General features: G+C 64.0%; 20 protein-coding genes. 12 read left to right on the forward strand and 8 right to left on the reverse strand.

The genetic code is table 11. The features are described 5' to 3' along the window. Positions 1–739: 739 nt before the first annotated feature. The 3 genes from ACFU5V_RS42040 (at position 740) to ACFU5V_RS42050 (ending at position 2,003) form a co-directional block, all read left to right on the forward strand. Complete coding sequence (locus ACFU5V_RS42040) at positions 740–985, forward strand: hypothetical protein (protein ID WP_378707223.1); 246 nt, start codon at positions 740–742, stop codon at positions 983–985. Between the two features lie 404 nt (positions 986–1,389). Then, a complete protein-coding gene (locus ACFU5V_RS42045) occupies positions 1,390–1,680 on the forward strand; it encodes a hypothetical protein (protein ID WP_378707225.1) in 291 nt (96 codons plus the stop codon). Beyond that, positions 1,677–2,003, forward strand: coding sequence for a hypothetical protein (locus ACFU5V_RS42050; RefSeq protein WP_378707227.1), 327 nt, complete (start codon positions 1,677–1,679; stop codon positions 2,001–2,003). The genes ACFU5V_RS42045 and ACFU5V_RS42050 overlap by 4 nt, the downstream gene beginning before the upstream one ends. A gap of 406 nt (positions 2,004–2,409) precedes the next feature. Here the strand turns inward: ACFU5V_RS42050 and ACFU5V_RS42055 are convergent, their stop codons facing one another. Continuing rightward, positions 2,410–2,661 (reverse strand): hypothetical protein, encoded by a 252-nt coding sequence (locus ACFU5V_RS42055; protein ID WP_378707229.1) that lies wholly within the window; start codon positions 2,659–2,661, stop codon positions 2,410–2,412. Between the two features lie 153 nt (positions 2,662–2,814). On the opposite strand from ACFU5V_RS42055, the gene ACFU5V_RS42060 reads away from it, so the two are divergent. Beyond that, on the forward strand, positions 2,815–3,162 hold the full coding sequence (locus ACFU5V_RS42060; protein WP_378707231.1) for an Lsr2 family protein: 348 nt from the start codon (positions 2,815–2,817) through the stop codon (positions 3,160–3,162). A gap of 155 nt (positions 3,163–3,317) precedes the next feature. Here the strand turns inward: ACFU5V_RS42060 and ACFU5V_RS42065 are convergent, their stop codons facing one another. Next, positions 3,318–3,818 (reverse strand): N-formylglutamate amidohydrolase, encoded by a 501-nt coding sequence (locus ACFU5V_RS42065; RefSeq protein ID WP_378707233.1) that lies wholly within the window; start codon positions 3,816–3,818, stop codon positions 3,318–3,320. A gap of 281 nt (positions 3,819–4,099) precedes the next feature. Here ACFU5V_RS42065 and ACFU5V_RS42070 point away from each other — a divergent pair, with 281 nt between their 5' ends. The 4 genes from ACFU5V_RS42070 (at position 4,100) to ACFU5V_RS42085 (ending at position 7,950) form a co-directional block, all read left to right on the forward strand. Next, positions 4,100–4,420 carry a hypothetical protein gene (locus ACFU5V_RS42070; protein WP_378707235.1) on the forward strand — a complete coding sequence of 107 codons (321 nt, stop codon included), beginning with the start codon at positions 4,100–4,102 and terminating at the stop codon, positions 4,418–4,420. Between the two features lie 509 nt (positions 4,421–4,929). Next, positions 4,930–5,259: a hypothetical protein gene (locus ACFU5V_RS42075; RefSeq protein ID WP_378707237.1), complete on the forward strand. Its 330-nt coding sequence runs from the start codon at positions 4,930–4,932 to the stop codon at positions 5,257–5,259. A 4-nt stretch (positions 5,260–5,263) separates the two neighbouring features. Then, entirely contained in the window at positions 5,264–7,153 is a 1,890-nt protein-coding gene (locus ACFU5V_RS42080; protein ID WP_378707239.1) for a hypothetical protein, read from the forward strand. Next, positions 7,153–7,950, forward strand: a complete 798-nt coding sequence (locus ACFU5V_RS42085) for a hypothetical protein (protein ID WP_378707241.1) — start codon at positions 7,153–7,155, stop codon at positions 7,948–7,950. The genes ACFU5V_RS42080 and ACFU5V_RS42085 overlap by 1 nt, the downstream gene beginning before the upstream one ends. 596 nt (positions 7,951–8,546) lie before the next feature. On the opposite strand, the gene ACFU5V_RS42090 is transcribed toward ACFU5V_RS42085, so the two are convergent. From ACFU5V_RS42090 to nthB, 6 genes are all read right to left on the reverse strand, one after another. Continuing rightward, entirely contained in the window at positions 8,547–9,668 is a 1,122-nt protein-coding gene (locus ACFU5V_RS42090; protein WP_378707243.1) for a HoxN/HupN/NixA family nickel/cobalt transporter, read from the reverse strand. Between the two features lie 311 nt (positions 9,669–9,979). Then, positions 9,980–11,377 (reverse strand): amidase, encoded by a 1,398-nt coding sequence (locus ACFU5V_RS42095; RefSeq protein WP_378707245.1) that lies wholly within the window; start codon positions 11,375–11,377, stop codon positions 9,980–9,982. A 24-nt stretch (positions 11,378–11,401) separates the two neighbouring features. Further along, the gene (locus tag ACFU5V_RS42100) at positions 11,402–11,602 is read right to left on the reverse strand and encodes a hypothetical protein (RefSeq protein WP_378707247.1); all 201 of its coding nucleotides are present in this window, start codon (positions 11,600–11,602) and stop codon (positions 11,402–11,404) included. Next, a complete protein-coding gene (locus ACFU5V_RS42105) occupies positions 11,599–12,045 on the reverse strand; it encodes a nitrile hydratase accessory protein (protein ID WP_378707249.1) in 447 nt (148 codons plus the stop codon). Before ACFU5V_RS42105 ends, ACFU5V_RS42100 begins: the two co-directional genes overlap by 4 nt. 4 nt (positions 12,046–12,049) lie before the next feature. After that, the gene (gene nthA / locus ACFU5V_RS42110) at positions 12,050–12,676 is read right to left on the reverse strand and encodes a nitrile hydratase subunit alpha (protein ID WP_378707272.1); all 627 of its coding nucleotides are present in this window, start codon (positions 12,674–12,676) and stop codon (positions 12,050–12,052) included. A gap of 32 nt (positions 12,677–12,708) precedes the next feature. Beyond that, positions 12,709–13,383 (reverse strand): nitrile hydratase subunit beta, encoded by a 675-nt coding sequence (nthB, locus tag ACFU5V_RS42115; protein ID WP_378707251.1) that lies wholly within the window; start codon positions 13,381–13,383, stop codon positions 12,709–12,711. Between the two features lie 800 nt (positions 13,384–14,183). Here nthB and ACFU5V_RS42120 point away from each other — a divergent pair. The 4 genes from ACFU5V_RS42120 to ACFU5V_RS42135 all read left to right on the forward strand — a co-directional run bounded on the left by ACFU5V_RS42120 (position 14,184) and on the right by ACFU5V_RS42135 (position 18,906). Next, on the forward strand, positions 14,184–15,314 hold the full coding sequence (locus ACFU5V_RS42120) for a sugar ABC transporter substrate-binding protein (RefSeq protein ID WP_378707253.1): 1,131 nt from the start codon (positions 14,184–14,186) through the stop codon (positions 15,312–15,314). Positions 15,315–15,337: 23 nt separating this feature from the next. Further along, positions 15,338–16,363 (forward strand): ABC transporter permease, encoded by a 1,026-nt coding sequence (locus ACFU5V_RS42125; protein WP_378707255.1) that lies wholly within the window; start codon positions 15,338–15,340, stop codon positions 16,361–16,363. Further along, entirely contained in the window at positions 16,360–17,883 is a 1,524-nt protein-coding gene (locus ACFU5V_RS42130) for a sugar ABC transporter ATP-binding protein (protein WP_378707257.1), read from the forward strand. The genes ACFU5V_RS42125 and ACFU5V_RS42130 overlap by 4 nt, the downstream gene beginning before the upstream one ends. A gap of 108 nt (positions 17,884–17,991) precedes the next feature. Beyond that, positions 17,992–18,906 (forward strand): ABC transporter permease, encoded by a 915-nt coding sequence (locus tag ACFU5V_RS42135; RefSeq protein WP_378707260.1) that lies wholly within the window; start codon positions 17,992–17,994, stop codon positions 18,904–18,906. Positions 18,907–19,286: the final 380 nt, after the last annotated feature.

Raw genomic sequence — 19,286 nt, forward strand, 5'->3', positions numbered from 1 at the left:
GCACCACCCGTTCGCGACCACCAGCCACCTCAGCCGGGGCCGGAATTCGTGACGATCAGTGGCCGAACTGGGGCCTACTCAGGTGACCACACCCAGGCACCAGCCGGGGCCGAAGAAGGGGGGGATGCGGTCCCCATCAGGGGGCGTTCCGGGGTGCACTGGAACTACACCTACGGCTCTGTACCCACCGAAGGCGACCCGTCGGTGGACGTGTATGCCACGGGCAGCCGGAATGGCGCGCGGCGGGCGTATCGGCGGGGTGTGCTCGCCGGCGACGAGTCGGACATCCTGTTCCGAGGGCACCCGCACCGCACGCCAGACGCAGCGCGCTACCGGCTCGGCGGTGAGCGTGGCCGGAGGATCACTGCGCGAAACAGTTTCTCGGCAATTGGTGCACCTGGGCTACCACGGGCAGCCGCTGCACCCGGACAGTGGCCGGAGCACCCTCGACCTGTGTCGGGCACCAAGGATCGGAGCGGCAACGGCGAGACGGGATCCGGTTTCATATTGGCGTCCGCCGGTAACTGCGCGCAGCCACGCCCACGGTGGCCGGGGTGTGTGGACATCGCGCAGTGTCGGTGACGACCTCTACGCTCACGGTGCACGATGGCAGGTGGAAGCGACGAAGGACGCGGACACTGTGTCCCCGGTCGCCGTGGACGGTTGCCACCGGTGCCGGATCAGCTGAGGACGGGAGATCGACATTCATTCACACAGCCAGGACTTTTATCTTGCGGAGATGACTCGTGCCACAGAGAAGGCTCGCACGCTGAACCGCGTGCAGTGGGCGTTCATTGCCGCCGCCGGTGCCTGTGCGGTGCTCTATCTCGTGTTTGACGCGTGGTGGTGGTTTCTGGCGATGGTCTTCGCGGCGGGAGCGGTTGTCGTGGCGATTTTTCACCTCCGGGTGGTGCGAAAGGGGTTGAAGGCGTCCCGCGCGTTTCGTGCCGTCGGTTCGACGGACCCGCAACACCGGGAGGGCTGACGTCGGCCTCGTCAGATGTGGTGAAGGAGATCGAGGTGAAGGCGCGGTGATGGTGGCGTGTGCTATCCACCTCTGTCATTGGTCACGAAATTCCCCGGGTTGAGGGTGTGTCCGTCCCGTCATCGGATGGGGCGCAATTATTGTGATTGCTTTGGGCCGCTTCGCTATCCGGCGTGTATGGCACGGTGGCGGAGTAGGTCGACGTTGGCTCCCCCCGGGGTGGCATTGGCACAATCAGCCGCATGGGCCGATTGTGCGCCGGTGTGCGCAGCTCCGACGGCCGTCGTCGATAGTGCGGCCCGATTATCCCCGCTCATGGCCTGCCCGGCTGTCGGCCTCCAGTGGCATGACACCCTGTGACGTGACTTCACGCCCGCCGACCGCCTGGGAGGACCCGCACCGCCATGACCACCTGGACCCTCTGGATCGGCGCCGTGCTGGTCGTCGGCGGCTCTGCCGCCCACCTCACCCGCCAGGCGGTGGCGGCCCGGGCCCTCTGGGTGCTCGCCGTCCTCGCCTTCGTGGCCACCGTGGTGGGGGCCGTCATCGTGTCCGAGGTCTCGCTGCCGCTGCTCCTGATCCTCCTGGTCGCGATTACGGCGACCGTCGCCCTGGTCTCCGTCACCCGGCAGCCGGCACAGCCGGTCACCCGGGAGCCGGCACGGTCCGTGGCCGCGCGACGGGACGTGCAGTGATCACCGCGGTCTGCGCCATGGTTCTCGGTCTCCTGCTCGGGGGTTCGGACCTGGCGGACCGCTGGCGCACCCGCCGGTCGGAGCGGGCGCGGATCGCCGAGATCGCCGCCGGTCTCGACCGATTCCAGTGGTGGGTGCTCGAAGACCTCGCCGACGCCCGCCAGGCGTTTTTGAACCGAGACCGTACAGCAGGGGACGAGCAGGTCCGGGCGTTCCTCGCGGCCCGCGATGCCGCCACCCGGGTCGGCATCCCCGACGAGCTCGCGGTGTACCGGCTGGCGGACCAGATCATCCACGACCGGGACCGGCACGCCTGCATGTAGCGAGGTCCGCGCAGACACCAGAACGGTCCCAGTCGAGTTCCACAGGCGCGGTACACCGCCGGCGGCCTCCCCGTGCCCTGCTGGATGCACCCACCATCTGCGTAGGGTGTTGGATCGGCCCCCGGGCGCACATCACCGGAGGCGGTGGTGGTCGGCTTCCGCGCGGCTGGATGGGGCGGCCTTGCCGTCGCACCGTCTGTTGCCATGCGTCCTCGAGCCGCGCCGTAGCCGTCGTCGTCGATCATGTTCGGCGGGCCGGCACCACCGGGTGAGCGGTGGCGGTGGTCGTGGGCCGAGCAGCGCCTGGCCTGCGCGCAGAATACGGCGAGTTCCGCCGCGCACCACCCAGGCAGGGCGGTTCGGCACCCCCATCTCGGTCCTCACCCGTGGTGAGGTCGGTGTTCGTCTACTGCGTCGGATCGTTGCGACCACGGAGTCGGTCCCGGTAGTCGTGCAGCCGGACCACCGCCGAGGGCTCGGGGTCGACGAACAACAGACTCTCGTCCCGCAGGATCCGGGCGGCGACACGATCGCACCGATACGCGAACACTGCGATGTGTTCGGACGCGGTGACGTCCTCCGCCAGCCGCAGGGGAAGGCGCGCGATGCGGTAGCCGAGTCTGATCGCGTTCAGCGGTAGCGACCTCATCGTCGTCATTGCACGATGCTAGGCCGGCGCCCACACCAGTGGACGAATCCACCCGCCGATGGTCGCCGGACCCGCTGTCGGCCACTGAGCTCGGCGGGGTTACCTGATACTTCCAGTACTGTCATCGGATCCGGACCGACGAAGAACGCGAGGAGTGGATCTGTGGCACGCAAGGTCGTGGTGGAGCTGGTCGACGACATCGACGGCACCGTGTTCGGTGACGACGGCGAGAGCATCCACTATGCCGTCGACGGCGTCGAGTACGTGATCGACCTGAAGGACGAGCACGCGAGGGAGCTCCGCGAGACGTTCGAGTACTACATCGCCCACTCCACCCCGGTCGGGGGCCGTAAACACCGCGCGGACCGGTCGGCCACCCCGGTTCCCGCGCGGCGGTCGTCGGACGAGACGAAGAAGATCCGGGCCTGGGCGCGCGGGCAGGGCTACGAACTGTCTTCGCGGGGCCGTATCCCCGCCGAGATCGAGCAGGCCTTCCTCGACGCCCACTGACCACGGGTGACCCGTCCTCAGGGTCGGTCACCGTCGGCGAACACACCAGCTGCGGAATACCCGCGCAGTTGAACAGGCCGATGGTGGCGCGCGCATACCCCGGGTACCGCACCGGAACAGTCGCCGCGAGCGACCACGTGCTGCACGTCGTGCCGTCAAGCGGTGGTGACGATCCGAATCTCGGGATCGCTGTCGCCGGTGCGCATCCGGTAGTGCGGACAGCCGACGACTTGGTGGGGCACTCGGATCGGCTGCCGGTCGGTGTCGAGGTAGAGCCGGTAGGCCAGTTGCCCGTCCCGGTGCTCGCCGGTGTCCGGGTCGACGGCGCCGAGGAAATACCCCTGCCCGGCGTCGGCATCGGCGAAGATCGCCCGCGCCCACTCGTTCGGTTCGGCGACCGGGAGATGCCGCGGCAGGCCGGTGGCGGTGTCGACGCTGTGCACGAGCACGGTGACCACGCACCCCGATGCCGCCGGCGCCCACGGTGCGGCCTCGACCTCGAACACCGTGAGCGAGGTGTGGATCCGCAGTGCGACGTTCGTGCCGGTCCGGGCCGGGGTGGTGATGATATGCGGGTGCGCCGACGGCTCCAGTGTGGTCAGTAACGGCAGCGCTGGAGGGTGCTCGGCGGGGAGGTCGCCGGAGGGAGCGGACACCAGCACAAGGCTACAAGTTCACCCGTTCACGGTGTCCCGCGCGATCACCCGCACGGCGGCAACGGCACGTGCTCGTGGACACGAATACCCACGAGCTGTGTGTGCGCTGCGCTGATTCTCAGGCCGGGTAGGCGGCCGCAGCCGGGAGATCAGGGCTTGGCGCTGATTGTCTCCGAGACCACCGGCCTGTCGGCTCTCCGCGAGGGGGAGGTCCCCGGGCTGCTGTGTGGCCTTCGCCCCGAACCGGGCTGCGACTGAGGACCGACAGTTACTTCGAACGCATGTTCGAAGTGCGTGTTACGCTCTCCCTTGCGGGGCGGGTGGAGGCCGAGCGTCTCGGGAAGCATCCGCCCTGCGCCAACTTCAGTGCCGAGGTGAGACCGATGGACAGTGTGATGAGCAAGGCCGAGGAGCTCGATCGTGTGGTGGGCGAGTTGGTGACTCTGGATGAGCAGCGCGTGGGTATCGGTACCCAGCTGGTCGATCTCGAGCACTATTTCCGTAAGGCCGGCTATCCCGAGTTGTCGCGGCGTACGCTGGATGCCTTCATGACGCGGTACCTGGGACGCGTCCTCGAGCTCGCCGACGGGATGCGCGAATAAGGGTGGACCCCACCCGATGTCGACCTGACCGCGGAACCGTAGCCGCACGCTCTCCTGTCGGTCGTGATGTGTACTCTGTGCGCAGTTCCGGGGATCCTCCCCCCAATTCGATTCTCGGAACCCCCGCCCCGGCGTCACCCCCCCGACGTCGGGGCACCCCAATGCCCGGACATCTCACCGGACCGCCGACCGTCGACAGCCGCGGTCCTGCGGCCCGGCCACGGCCACGGCTGTTCGCCGCGCCCGCCGAGCAGCTCCACCGTCACCGACAATCACGTTCGTGCCATCCCTCGAGAATGGCAGGCGAGCGGTGGCGCAGCCATGCCACCAGCCCGGATGGGTCCGCAGCGCCCGGTGCTGGCCGGATCTCGTCCAGCCCGGCGCTCACCCCGTGACCCCGACACACCAAATATGCGTGCAACACTGCGCGTACTAGCGCGTGTGATCATGCGTGCATCGACTAGTCTGGGTCCGGCACAGCCACGGGGGAGCAGGAAAAGGAGTGGGGTATGGCGCAGACCGGAAAGCGGGGCGGTCACTCGTCGCGGCCGAGCGACAGGGGCCGAACGTCGAAGCCGCGCACCGATTCCCGAACCACAGGAGGTCCCGTCGCCGCGGCACCCACCGAGGGGTTGACGTCGAAGCTCGAGTCCCGCAGGGGTCCGGTGAAGGTGCAGCTGAACACCTGGGTGTTGGCGTCGACGGAGGCCCGGTTGAAGTGGCTGGTGAAGAACCGTGGGTTCACGGTCACCAGCGTCGTGGATGTGGCCCTGCAGGAGTTGCTCGACCGCTACGACGTCCCGGAGGCCGATCCCGATGGTCGGATCGGGGAGCAGTGAACCGATGAGTCGTCCGTGGGAGCAGATTGCCCTGTTCGACGTGCACCAGCCGCCTCCGCCGGGTCCGGCCACCGACGAGGCCGCCGAGATCGACGCGGAGGACACCGCCGCGGAAGAGTCGCCGACACCTACCGCCGATGCGGAACCATCGACACCGACCGCTGACGCGGACGCGCCGACTGTGCCGGAGCCCGAGCCGACAACACCACTGAGTCGGCCGGTGTGGGAGTCGCTACCGGTCGGTGTGGAGGCGGATGAGCACGCGGTGATCGTGACCGCCGCGGGAACGTACACCCCGTCGGGGCGGGAGTTGACGGGTCCGGTCGATTCGGTGGGGAAGTTGGACAAACTGGTGCGCTGGGCTGCACTGAAGCCGCTGGGTACGCCGCCGCAGGTGTGGATCGTCAACCAGGGCGCGTGCGAGGCGTTGGGGTGGGTGATCGACCCCGGCGACGAGGACGACTTCAAGGACACGGAGGCGCTGCGCACCCGCGCCGCCACCGACCTGACCGCGGTCCTGCAGGCCACCCTGACACCGATGCTGAACGCGGGCTGGGAGCTGCGCGGCGATCCGGGGCACGTGGTGCACCTGTCCCGGACGATCGGCAAGTTCACCTCGATGGTCGATGTGGTGCTCGAGCCATACATGTGGACGTACTGGAACAAGGACTTCGGCTGGAACAACCGTCTCGGCGACATGGGGATCCTCGGTTCACCCACCGCCGGAACGTATCTCCCCGACGACGACCTGCCCGCGGCCCGGGAACTCGGTCGCCGGTTGGCCTGGTGTGCGAAACACCTCGGGGTGCTTCCGGGGCCGACCCCGGCGCGGACCGGTGCGGCGATCGTCGACAAGATCAAGCGGGAACGCACCCGGACGGGCAAGGGCCTGGTGGTGGCGACCTCAGGGCCGGTGCCGCCGCTGGACGGTGCCCCGCGCGGGGACCTCGAACCCGCGGCCGGGTGGACCCGGGTCCCCGACGAACAGGACCTCGAGGGCACGTGCCGGTTGGTGTCCATCGACCAACGCGCCGCGTACCTGGCGTCGGCGGGGATGCTGGAGTTCGGGTACGGGCAGCCCGCCCATGTGACCGGTGGGGCGGCGGCTGCGGCGGCGGTGGGGGAGAAGGGGGCCCCGTTCGGGTTGTGGCGGATCACCCTCCCGGCGGCGCGGACGTTGTCGCTGCCGGAGAGGCTGCCGTTGCCGCACCCGCACATGCTCACCGATCAGCCGGTGCAGACCTGGGTCACCTCGGTCAGCCTCGACGGGCTTCGGGAGCCGGTGGCGGGTGGGGGGATCGGCGCCGACCTCGACGACCTGGAGATCGCGGAGGCGTGGGTGTTTCCGGAGCAGGGCCGGGTGTTGGACAAGTGGGCGAAGATCCTGCGTGAGGCGCGGAAGGTGTCGGTGGATACCGGGGATGCGGCGACGAAACGATTCCTCGGGTCCTGCTACAAGGGCTACATCGGGCGGATGGTGAACCCGGACATGTGGACCGCGACCCGGATGGCCCATCATCACCAACCTTTGTGGCGGGCGGCGATCATTGCGCACTGCCGGTGGCGGGGCCGGCGGGTGGCGATGCGGATCGGCCGCGAGCACGGGCGTTGGCCGATCCGGACGGTCACCGACTCCTGGGTGTATCTCCTCGCCGACGGTGAGGATATCGCGGATGAGAGTGCGGCGTTGGGGAAGATGTCGGTGGAGAAGGACACCCCCCTCACCGAACCACTCCTGTCCGCGCTGGCGTCGGCGGAGGATGTGCACGAGGTGAAACTGGCGATCAATGCGGCGTTCGCCGACGACGACTTCGAAGCCGACGACGACTTCGAAGCCGATGACGACTTCACCACCGATGACGAGAACACCGACGACCGGGAGGGGGTGCTCTGATGGCACAGCATCTTCCGCGGCCGCGCACCACGAAGCTGCCGCAGCAGGCGGTCGGTCTGGACGGCCTCAAGGTCTCGGTCGCCGACGCCGCGACCAGCGGTGTCGAAAAATCCAAGCAGGTCAAGTCCGGGGGTTTGGCCGGGCTGACCAGCAAGGTCTCCGTCACACAACTACGCAAGGAACTCGGGAACGAGGGGTTGCGGCAGGCGGCGATCGATGCCGGCCGCACCCCGCCGTCGGCGCGCACGTTGCGCCGGTGGGCGCAACAGGGCCGGATCCCGCACGCGGATGTGCTCGAGCGGGCCCAGCGGCGTGCGGCGATCGAACGCCTCGGTGGTATCGATGCGGTGGCGGCGATGATCGGCCGGTCCCGTTCCGCGGTGTCGCGGTATCGGTCCGGGGAGACGAACGAGTTGCGGGCCGATGCGAGCAAGAAACTGAAATCCGTGAAGGCGCAGGACATCATGAAGCGAGCCGGGGTGTTGCGGCCGGACGGCACCCCGAAACGGGCAGTGATCCGGGTCCGGGGCGGTGTGATGGTCCGCAACGGTGCCGACGAGGGGTACGACTACCGGGTCCGCACATTGGATTTCGCGAACTCGGACACCCCGTTCAGCAGCGACGAGTCCCGTGAACTGGCCGCCGCACTGGCGAATGATGATCACGCCCGCGTCGTGGCGTTGCTCGAGCGGCACGCCACCCTCGACTACCCGGAGAACAAGGGCTTCGACAGGTACAGCGACCAGTTCGGGTTCCACTTCGACCACATCGATTCGGTCCACATCGACTGGATCTGATCACAGACGTACCGAAACACGGGGACGTGGCGCTTCCGCAGCCCAGCACGCAGCAAGCGCTGCTAGGCTGCGGAAGCGCCACGGGAACACACTGCGGGGTCGGGTGGCAGACGCTCTCGAATGAGGGGCTCGGCGATAGGCTCCGAACGAGTTCACTTATCGCACACAGACTTTCGATGCTGTATGAGCAGATCTCGGTGTACGGGTCGAACGCGAATCAAGCCCTGGATGATGTCGCGTCGGAGTGAGGGGCAACGTCCCGGTGAGGAGGTTGCTCTGCCGATACCTGAGGTGCGTCCGGATCCTCACTGGACCGTTCCTTGGCCTCGGTGCGCGTTGTGATCGGTGGGCCAGCCAGATGTGCGTAGAGTTCGATTGTCCGTATCTCTGCGCGTGCTGCGGCGAGTCTTGTGAGCGTCTTGTGTGCGGCGGGGAACAAGCGCAGGGGATGGAGTAGGAGGCCGAGACAGGCAAGGATGGCCTCCGCTAGCAAGAAGGGCATTCGGTCTCCTGTGAGCTTCGGTTTCAGAATATTCGTTGTGCACTGTTGAAGTCACGGCGCTACCGTGTCCATGACCTTCAGGGAAATGGCAATCTCACCCTCCCCCCGAGGGGTTGTCGACCACACGAAGTTCTGACGCGGCGGTATCGGGCGCCCGATCCGCGTGTTGATAAGCGAGTTTCCACAGCGCAACGGCTGCGAGCCATGCGACGACGAACATGCCGGCGATAAGGTAGCCGAACAACTCGAAATGATTGGCGAGAGATCCGTACCAGCTGACCCAATGCCAGGTCATACCGAAGTGGTCAGTGAGAGCGCCGGCAAGGTAGACCGATGCCACGAATGCACCGATGACAACGGTCATGGCGGTGGTGGACAGGTTGTAGTACAGCCGCCGTCCGGGGCTGCGGTATGCCCATGAGTACGCCCGAGTCATGATCAGGCTGTCGGCGGTGTCCATCATCGACATCCCCGCGGCGAACAGAAGGGGCAGCGTAAGAACGGCGGCGATCGACATGCCGCCGTTGACTGCAGTGGCGGCCGACAGTGCGAGAAGTGTGACTTCGCTGGCAGTTTCGAGTCCAAGGCCAAACAAGAAGCCGAGAGGCGCCATGTGCCAAGACGATTTGATCAAGTTGCGCGCGCGGGATCCGAGTACACGGTTGATGAGTCCCCGGTTCATCAGGTGATGATCGATCTGTTCGCCGCGCAGTGTGCCATTTCGATAGTCGCACCACAGTCGGGCCAATCCGACTAGCACGACTGCATTGAGGACTGCGACGAGGGCGATGAACGTAATAGCTACGAGGACCGATATGGTTCCGCCGACGTTGCGCAGTCCGTTTAGTCCAGTGTCACTGAGGTTGGCGCCGGCGAGGGCGACAAGTATGGCCAGGATGAGGACGACGGCGCTGTGCCCCATTGCGAAGAAGAACCCCACACCGACGGGCCTCTTCCCTCGAACGAGCATCAAACGAGTGGTGTCGTCGATGGCGGCGATATGGTCGGCGTCGAAGGCATGGCGCATGCCGAGGATGTAGGCAAGAGTGCCGGCACCGGCGAATCCGCTTGCCGCTGCGAGATTGGTGCTCTCCCACAGGTACAGGCTCCATCCGGCGATGTGCAGGACGGCGACGGCCGCTGCGATTGCAGCGAGACGTGAGCGTTCGACGGTAGTCCATCGTGCGTCGAAAATGGAGCTCGTGGTGGCCGCCATGATGGTCCTTCGTATCGGTAGGAGCAGGAGAGAGATAGAGAGCAAACCTCTGTCGCTGGCCGCAAGTAGATACACCGCGGCCGGAAGGCGAGGACAAGCGCGGGCAGGACACGGGTCGGGGTGCCGCAGCGCGGTCGGAGCCCAACTGAGGCGTGATCACAACCATGTTGTGATGGATTGCCTCAGGACATGGCAACTCATTCCCACGCAATTTAACTGACCGCTCAAGGTCCACTGCCAAATCGTGGACATCCCGCTCAGCGGAGGGTGCTGGTCCGACGCTTCAGATGGGGACACTTCGCGGTGCTACGTCACAGAGAAGGGGTTGCAATCTTTCCAGCTGCGCCTGTGGCCTGCTCCAGGCTGCGACCGACTCTGAGAATCTCGTCTTCAGCGAACGGCCGTCCGATGATCTGAACCCCCATCGGAAAGCCTGCAGAGGTAAGCGCGGTTGGAACTTGCAGCGCTGGAAGGCCTGTAATGTTGGCGGGGATGCACATTCGCGAGTATGCGGAGGTCGCTCCTTCCATCGTCCCATCCTTCCACCGGAAAAACGGGTCATCTCGCGGTAGAGCAGGGCCGGGTGTCGAGGGAGCCAGTAAAACGTCGATCTGGTCGAACATGCGGCACCAATCCTGTTGGATGCGTGTGCGCAGTCGCATCGCGTTGATGTAGTCGGTTGCCAGTACGACTTCACCAACCTCCAGCATCTCCCTCACGTCGTCCCCGAATAGCTCAGGACTGTTCCGCATCGCCTCGTGGTGATACGCCGCTGATTCCGGCAACACGATGGCCCACTGCGTCGATACCATGTGCTCGGCGCCAGGAACTTCTACGTGAACAAGATGCGCACCCATCGCCTCCAGGTGAGAAGCGGCCTGGTGGAAAAGGTCGTATGCCTCGTCGGTGATGCGGTCGGTGTAGTAATTCGTCGGGATCCCGATGACAGTTCCGGCGATGGACCCATCAATGTTGTGCAGGAGATCCTGTAGCGGGCGATCGACCGAAGCAGGATCGCAACGATCGTAAGCGCACATCGCCGACAGAGCGATGGCGGCGTCCGTCACGTTTCTCGTGATGGGGCCTACATGGTCGAGCGACCAGGCGAGTGGCGCGACACCTGCTCTCGATACTCGTCCGAAGGTCGGCTTCAGACCGACGGTTCCACACAGAGCTGCGGGGATTCGAATGGAGCCACCTGTGTCACTACCGAGAGCTACATGCACAACACCCGCTCCGACGGCTGCCCCGGACCCTCCGCTGGAACCGCCAGGAATGTGCTTCGGATTCCACGGATTCCCCGTTTGGGGTGTAATGCTCGCGTAGGCGAACTCATGTGTCTCGGTCTTGCCGACAACGATCATCCCGGCAGTGCGTAGTTGCGCGACCGCAGCGCTATCTACCTCCGGAACGTTGTCGGCACGTTGACGAGAGCTGCAAGTGGTGCGGACACCAGCGGTGTCGAAGATGTCCTTTACCGCCAGGGGGATTCCATGGAGTGGTCCTCGGTATCTGCCATTCGCAATTTCTTGCTCGGCCGTTGCCGCTTGCTCGAGCGCGAGTTCCGCGGTGATGGTAGCGAAGGCAGTGATCGCTGGCTCGACCTGTTCAAGCCGCGTCAGTGATGACTCGATGACTTCGACCGGCGATGCCCGCCTGGTCCGGACGGTTTCAGCGAGGTCGCTGAGACTCATTTCGTACAGTTCCACAAGAGTTCCTCGACCGGGTATGCCTCAGGTCCATGAGGCGTTGAAGCTGGATGCAGGTATGGTCTCGCCGAGATGCGCGCCTGATGTTCGATGAACCAGCGCGAGTGTGCGGCTGTAGAGCTCTTGCTTACTAGCTAAACGCGTTTCGTCGAGAGCTAGGCCAGCCAAGGCGAATAAAGTAGACAGCTGCTCATCAGGGAAGGATGGTTCTGCGCTTTCTGTCATCGACCAACCATGTCTTTATCAGGAGTAACTGCTGGAGAGATACCCACGGGATCGCGCGCGGCCTCGTGGTGATTCCTATTAGCTGGCGTGGAAAGCACCTCATGAGTTCGAACCTCGAGTTCTGATGCCTCGACGAGTCCTAGGGACTCGACGAGACCTTCCAGAGCCAGAAGCCATCGCTCGTAGTAGTCCCAGTCGCCGGTGGTGTGATGCTCGGCCTCCCACGTCCTAATGGATTCGATCAGCCCGGACTGGAATTGGTCCCACCGAAAACTGCCTTGAGCGTGTAGCGCGGTGGCAATGCTGAAGGCCCGGATTTCCCACGGGTGGTTGAAGGCCATCTCGCCGGAATGTCGCGGAATCCGTTCATTGAAAGGTAGTTCGTCGACAAGGTCTTCCAGCTGGTTCTTGTTGATCGCGGATGTGTCTACATGTTCAGGCACTGGTTCACGCCTCACTCGGGGTACGAGGAACGGAGACACCGATCAGCGAGTCACGAGTGACAAGTTCCGCCAGCTCCCCCTCTGTGAGTCCATCGGTGTCGTTCGGCCGACCCGGGAGCACGAAGTATCGAAGCTCAGAACTTGAGTCCCATACCCGGACCTCGACTTCCGGCGCCGGAGTGTATCCGAACTCGGCCATGACCCCACGAGGTTCGCGCACAGCGCGGGCGCGATAGGAGGGTGACTTGTACCAGTTGGGTGGAAGCCCCAGGACCGGCCAGGGATAGCACGAGCAGAGTGTGCATACCACGAGGTTGTGCACCTGGTCAGTGTTCTCGAGTGCAATCATCTCGTCGCCTTCGAGTCCGGTCGCGCCCATCTCGCGGCATGCGCTGCTGGCATCCTGGAGGAGCCGGGCCTTGAATTCGGGATCCGTCCATGCTCGTGCAACTACCTTCGCACCGACCTGCGGGCCGACCTCGTTCTCATACACCGAGGACATGTAGTCGATTGCGTCGGCGGAGATGATCCCCTTCTCGACCAGGATCGATTCCATCGCCTTCACCCGTGCAGCCAGTTCCTCGGGACTGCGCGCGCTCGGGGGAGCGAAATGCTCTGTGCTATCGGACATAACTTCACACCTTTTTCTTGTTTGCTCGTCGCTCAGGCCGCGAGGAGATACGGCTCCCACACATCGATGTTGACCGTGGAGTTGCTGCCTTCGGTGGCCCACAGCTCAGAGGCCGAGAATCGCACGGTGTACAGAGGCTCGGGCCGTTCCCCCTCGTCGACCGCGTGGGCGTCAGGAAAGACGAATGTGCCGCGTACTGCCACGACCTTGCCGCGTCGGCCGCGCACGTAAGCGGCTCGTCTCGTGTGCGTGACGGAGACATCCGGGCGCACGACTACTTCGTCGCCGACCAAGAATGAGGGTTCCTTGTGTGCCTCGCGGCGGAAGACGTTCCCCGATTGGATGAGTTGTTCCAGAAACTCCACGAACTCCGGATTTGTGGTGATTGGCACCGACTCCTCAGGATGCGTCAGGAAGTGGGCCGTTCGCTCCTCCAGGTCAGCAGGATCGATGACTCCAGCTTTGATCGCGAAATGGAGTTCAGCGTGCAGCCAGTGCTCGTAGTACGGCGTCGTGAGGTAGTCCGCCGGCGCCATCATCTCGATCTCTGCACGCCATGAGTCGATATTGAACAGCCGCTGCCGTGCTAACGCGGGATAGGAAACGAACACAGTCCGCTCCCAGTCTTCGGCGAAGACAGGCTCGGTCGCGGGCGGGTCTACTTGCCCGAAACCCGCACGCCCTCCGAGATCATGTATGCCGTCCACGTGGTGCTCCTTCGGTGACTCGCCACACTGGGCGCCGCTGCAGGGTCAGCCGCGACGGTGGAACTGCGTCCCGGTTCGGCGCGGTGCATACCCTTCGTCCTCGGCAAGGAGCAATCTACACCTGGCATAGTGACGGCACAACCAAACGATACCGAACCCAGGTTCGATCAATAGGGCGTCCTCTAGCGGATAGCTCCGGTCACTCCACTGCCGTGGTGAGAGCCTATTCCCTCGCGAGATGGATTAGGCCAGATCTGCCTGATCGGCGGCCTGCACATTTGCGAGTGCGTCGAGCCGGGGAGCGTGAGCGGGCCTATTGCGGCTGTTGGGTGGTTTACCCAGGACGATCGCGACCCGCCGTTCGTTGTCCAGGTTGTGGCCCCGCACGACTCGCTGCCGTTTGATCTCTTGCTCGATCCCGGGCGGCAGTACTTTCCTGACTGCGATCGCTGGGATCGGGCGTGAGCATCGAGGTAGAGCCTGGTCGCCGACCGAAGCGAATTGCGGGCTCGACTGGATCAGTCCTCGTGTCCCCGGGGTTCGGGTAGTGCATCGATGGTTGGCGTTGGTCGAAAACAAACTCAACTTTAGGGTATTGCCGTGCTTAAATGTCGTCAGTATGCTCCATTCATCCAGAATGTTGCGACTGTATGTGGTTCGAGTGATTGGTCGTGGCCGGCGCCTCCGGGTCATCCCGTGGTCGCTACCACGCATACGACGGCCAGTCATCCAACCTCGGCCCGCTCGAACGCGAGTTCACGCTTACCAGCGCAACCGTCTCATTCAGAAGGAGTTCCACGGTGCATCAGAGACAGCCCGCAGCGGCCATACTGGAGAAGAAGGTGACCCGTCGATCGCTGTTGCTGGGAGCTGGCGCCCTGGGGGTCACTGTCAGCGCGACGGGCTGCGGCATCCTATCCAATCCTGCAAGGGCAACCACGCAGACTGCCTACTCCGACTCGGAACTGATGCTCGTCTCGGTCATTCAGACCTCAACCAACGATTACATGCAGGACTGGGCTTTCGGATCGCGCGTGTATGCCGACCATGTCGGCCTTCCGCTGAGGGTGATCAACTCGAATCTCGATTCATACCAGGAGTATTCACAAATTCAGAGTGTCGCCGCGACGGGTAAGAAGGTCATCGTCAACCTGACGCCGATCAACAGCGCCGATGTACCGGGCATCGCCAAGAGCGTGGCGAGGGCGGGCGGCTACTTGGTCAGCACGTGGGATAAGCCAGACGGCATCACGCCACAGGACGTTGGCAACTCCTGGGTCTCTCACATGGGCTACGACGGAATTCAGATGGGGCAGTACATCGCTGAGAAGCTCTTCGAGAGCATCGATGGCAAGGGGGGCGTCATCGCCTTGAAAGGCCCTCTCGGCTCGAAAACCTCGAATGAGCGCTACTACGGACTACAGCAAGCGCTCAAGAAATTCCCCGACATCGAGTTGCTCGGTTGGGAGGCTGCCAACTGGGACCGCCAGACAGCCTACGACAAGACTCGGTCACTACTGTCCCGCTTCCCGGGAAAAGTCAAGGGTATCTGGACGGGCGGCGATGCCATGGCGCTAGGAGCGGTCGCGGCAGCGGAGAACGCCGGAGTGAAGGTGCGAGCAGTGGGGGCCGACGGCCTCCAAGAGGCACTCCAGAACATCAAATCAGGAGGGCCGATCGTTGCAACCTGGTACACCGACGGTGCCTACAGCGGAATGATCGGCCTGGCCATCGGGCACGCCGCCGCACGGGGAGACCTCGATGTCAGCAGCCTTTCCTCGATTCACCGCAATGGGACGTACCGGCAAGTCGGCGTGGATGCATCCAATGTCGACGAATACCTGACTCCCCCCACACCTCGGTCCTTGATCGCAGCACTCGACAAGGGCCTCTACGACCGACTGATCGGTGAACCGATCACCGGATTCTGACCCCCAGGCGCTTGGAGCCATACGTGACTGTCCTAAGCAACAACACCAAAGAACCGTCCGTCACCCACCGTCTGCGAGCTCGAAAGCGCGGCGGTGCGCGTGCCTGGACGCAGTACGGCACGGCAATCGCCACTCTCGCGGCGGTCATCGTCTTCACCATCCTCAACCCCGGTGAGTTTCTGTCCCGCGGCAACCTGCTGACCATCATCGATCAAATGGCGATACCTCTGATCATCATTTGCGGGCTGACCTTCGTCGTTCTCGCGGGAAGCGTCGACCTATCCATCGAAGGGGTGATGGCGGCTGCCGGTCTGACGTTTGTCCTGCTCTCAGGAGACTCGTCGAACGCCATCGACCTAGGATTTGCTGCCGTGATCGTGGCCGTCCTAGTCGGACTGCTGTTTGGACTCGTGAATGGGCTCATTCACACCAAGCTCCGAATCCCTAGTTTCATCCTCACCTTGGGAACCTGGTACGTGGGCCTGGGTGTGGCTTCGATCCTCTACGGCAGTTCCGCACCCACGCTGGAGGGAAGCCCAACGGTGGACTGGCTGGCGGGCGAGACCCTTGGACTCTCCCACGCCTGCTGGATCGCGATCGTTATGGTCGGCAGCTGTCTCTCCCTGGTCAAGTGGACAGCGTTTGGCCGCTACTCATATGCGGTCGGTAATGACGAAAAAGGAGCCGAGGTCGCCGGTGTACCGGTGCGACGATTCAAGGTGTATTTCTTCGCGTTCGCCGGCGTCTGCTCGGCGACAGCGGGGATCATCGGCAGCGTCCGGCTAGGTGCAGGTCTCGTAGAGGTGGGATCAGGGCAGTTGTTCTTCGCCCTGACCGCTGTTGTCGTCGGAGGCACAGCGTTGGCAGGTGGCCAGGGCGGAATCGGGCGCTCGGTCGTTGGTGTCCTCCTCCTGACAGTGCTCAACAATGGACTTGTTCTCTCCGGGGCCGATCCGAGCATTCAGCAAGCACTCTTCGGAATCGCCATCATCGTCGCTGTCGGCGCCGCCGCGTTCCGTCAGCGCAGCATCACACGGGTGGTCAAATGAGCAAGAAAAGCACCTCAGCACTCGAACTAGACAACGTCACAAAGAAGTTCGGGACCAAGATCGCCCTCGACGGTGTCTCCCTCCGCGTACATCACAACGAGGTCGTGGGACTCATCGGTGAGAACGGAGCGGGCAAGTCGACCCTCCTGAAACTCCTCGCCGGTCTCCACTCACAGGACTCCGGCACGGTGACGATTCACGGCAAGCCAGCCCAACTGCGCTCGGCAGCCGATGCAGCCGCAATGGGGATCGGTGTCGTTCACCAGGAGCAGTCCCTGATCACGAACCTGACCATCGCGGACAACGTCACGATCGGTGGACCGACAAGGACCTCAACGAAGGCAGGTCGGCTCGGCCTCTATCCGTGGCGTCGGCTGCACGCCGAGGCCGCGGAACTGCTGGGGCGGATCGGCATAGACCTCGACCCGCGCACCAAAGTTGAGCGACTCTCGTTCGCCGAGCGTCAGATGGTGGAGATCGCGAAGGCTGTCGGCGCGGGATCCCATGCTGGGCAATCGCCGATCATCATCCTCGACGAACCTACCTCCGTGCTCGAGGCCAAGGAGATCGAGACGCTTCAACACGAAATCGATAAGCTCCGCAGCCTCGGTTCGGTCATTCTCGTGTCGCACCGACTGCAGGAAGTGCTGGATTTCACCGACCGGATTTACGTCCTCCGCGACGGAATGGTCGTCGCCGAACGTGTGTCGTCCGAGACACATCCAGATGAGCTGTTCGAACTGATGACCGGGCGAGTCGCCGCTGCGGCGCGGCCACCGGCGCGTAGCTTCGAGGGCACCGCTCCCGTCCTGGAACTGCGTGATGTCGTATCAGACGGCGTCCATTCGGTTTCGTTGAGCACTCACGCGGGGCAAATACATTGCGTGGTCGGGTCGACCTCCTCAGGTGCCGAGCAACTCGCGCGCCTTCCATTCGGTCTCTTGCCGTTGTCTGCCGGGCAGATGCTTGTCGACGGAAGTGCCGTCACGTCCCGAAGGCCCCGTGAAGCAATCGCCGCAGGAATGGCGTACTTGCCGAGCGAGCGCCGACTCGAAGGGGTGGTCGAGGGTCTAACGCTGGAGGAGAATCTGACCCTGGCGCATCCGCTGCGCCGAGCCCCCGGCGTGCTCGATCTCAAAGGCCGCCGCACCCTTACCAACGACTGGATCAGTCGCCTCGACGTCCGGCCGCCGTCCGCGATTGCTGACATCGCCGAACTCTCGGGGGGAAATCAGCAGAAGATTGCGTTGGCGAAGTGGCTCTGTGCTACGGATCTGCGAATCTTGGTTCTTGACCATCCGATGCGGGGTCTCGACCCGGGGGCGATCGAGCATGTCAAGACCGCCATCCGCAAGGCGGCCCAGCAGAAGGTCGCCGTCCTGATGGTGGCGGACACTCTCGAAGAGGCGCTCGAGATCGCCGATGTCATCACCGTTATGAAGGACGGGAAGGTCAACGCCAGGTTCGATCTGTCCACGCAAGAGCCCACCTTGAACGACCTACTCGAGAAGTTGGTATAGATCGTGAGTGAAACTTCAACGCTGCAGCAAACTGCGTCGTGGGGCGCGGCACCGGGCAACCTTCCGGGAAAGAGCCTACGAGATCTCCGTTCTCAGCTCGTAGTGGCTATGCCACTGCTCGTCCTGATCGTGCTAGTGGCTGTCATCAGTGTCATTGAACCAGCCTTCATACCGGGGGGCGGTATCAGAGTCACTGCAGTTCAGGCAGTGCCGATCATTCTGCTGGCCAGTGGTCAGATGTTCGCATTGTTGCTAGGCGGAATCGACCTCTCCAACGCGGCCATAGCCCTCTTCTGTACCGTCCTGTCTGCGAAGCTGCTCATCTCGGTCGGCGGCGTCGCCCCCATACTCACCATCGCGGCGGGCGCCCTCATCGGGGCTCTTGTCGGGTTCCTGTCCGGGTGGCTGCAGGTACCGACATTCGCGGTCACACTCGGTGCGATGGGGGTGTGCCAAGCAGGTTCGCTCATGCTGTCTGGCCAGAGCACTGTCAACGCGAGCGACGATCTTCACCCAGTCGAGTGGATGCTGAACTACCGCCTTCTGGGACTGGAACTGGCTGTCTGGATGTCCCTCGGTATCTGCCTTGCGCTCTGGGCGTTCCTCCGCGGCACCGTCATCGGCCAGCAGCTCCGATCAGTGGGCCTGAACGAGCGGGCATCGATTCTGTCCGGCGTGGGAAATCTCCGAGCCAGGGTGGTGGCATACACGGTCTCTGGAACACTCGCTGCCATGGCGGGGATCTTCCTCGTCACCCAGCAAGGGGCCGCAGGGGCCACCGGTGCGGGCGGCTCGCTTCTCCTGCCGGGTATCGCGGCGGCAATCGTCGGTGGTTGCGCCGTCACCGGTGGGGTCGCCCGTCCGATCAATGTGCTCATCGGATCCCTGATTCTGGCGCTGATTCCGATTGGATGCGCAGCCGTAGGCGTCGACCCCAGCATGCAGCAGCTGATCGTCGGGCTGATTATCGTTGTTGCGGTAGTCATTACGATTGATCGGCGCCGACGGGGAGCGACGAAGTAGGAGCACCGACGGGTGAGGCTTCCATCGTCATAGATCATTCCTACCTTGGCTGACACCGAGGTGGGAATGATCGAATCCGTCTGACCAGAGTGCGGTTCCGGTCTGCCGGCGTCCGATCGACGGGCCCAGCATCGTCGACGACCCCGCGGTCGTCGAACGGGAGACCATGTATGCGCGGTCGCTCGGGATGACCGGGCGACTCTGCCTGGACAGCGCCCACGCGGAATCGATCAACACCACCCTTGCCCCGCCGCCGAGGACGTTGCGCGGGCACGGACGGTGATCACCCGACTCCGGGCGGACGGGCGCATGCCACCAAGGGCAGCGACCTACCCAAACGTCACCACGCGCACCGAACAATCCATCTCGCTCCCCGGTTC

Origin of the sequence: Rhodococcus sp. NPDC057529, assembly GCF_042802055.1 — a bacterium.
In the GTDB taxonomy this organism is placed as follows: Bacteria; Actinomycetota; Actinomycetes; order Mycobacteriales; family Mycobacteriaceae; genus Rhodococcus_F.

Bases quoted from the DNA above. Each gene is read 5' to 3' on its own strand.
- ACFU5V_RS42040 (WP_378707223.1), top strand. From the start codon at position 740: ATGACTCGTGCCACAGAGAAGGCTCGCACGCTGAACCGCGTGCAGTGG.
- ACFU5V_RS42045 (WP_378707225.1), top strand. From the start codon at position 1,390: ATGACCACCTGGACCCTCTGGATCGGCGCCGTGCTGGTCGTCGGCGGC.
- ACFU5V_RS42090 (WP_378707243.1), bottom strand. From the start codon at position 9,668: ATGGCGGCCACCACGAGCTCCATTTTCGACGCACGATGGACTACCGTC.
- ACFU5V_RS42100 (WP_378707247.1), bottom strand. From the start codon at position 11,602: ATGACAGAAAGCGCAGAACCATCCTTCCCTGATGAGCAGCTGTCTACT.
- ACFU5V_RS42075 (WP_378707237.1), top strand. From the start codon at position 4,930: ATGGCGCAGACCGGAAAGCGGGGCGGTCACTCGTCGCGGCCGAGCGAC.
- ACFU5V_RS42130 (WP_378707257.1), top strand. From the start codon at position 16,360: ATGAGCAAGAAAAGCACCTCAGCACTCGAACTAGACAACGTCACAAAG.
- ACFU5V_RS42070 (WP_378707235.1), top strand. From the start codon at position 4,100: ATGTTCGAAGTGCGTGTTACGCTCTCCCTTGCGGGGCGGGTGGAGGCC.
- ACFU5V_RS42085 (WP_378707241.1), top strand. From the start codon at position 7,153: ATGGCACAGCATCTTCCGCGGCCGCGCACCACGAAGCTGCCGCAGCAG.
- nthA (WP_378707272.1), bottom strand. From the start codon at position 12,676: ATGTCCGATAGCACAGAGCATTTCGCTCCCCCGAGCGCGCGCAGTCCC.
- ACFU5V_RS42135 (WP_378707260.1), top strand. From the start codon at position 17,992: ATGCCACTGCTCGTCCTGATCGTGCTAGTGGCTGTCATCAGTGTCATT.
- ACFU5V_RS42055 (WP_378707229.1), bottom strand. From the start codon at position 2,661: ATGACGACGATGAGGTCGCTACCGCTGAACGCGATCAGACTCGGCTAC.
- ACFU5V_RS42080 (WP_378707239.1), top strand. From the start codon at position 5,264: ATGAGTCGTCCGTGGGAGCAGATTGCCCTGTTCGACGTGCACCAGCCG.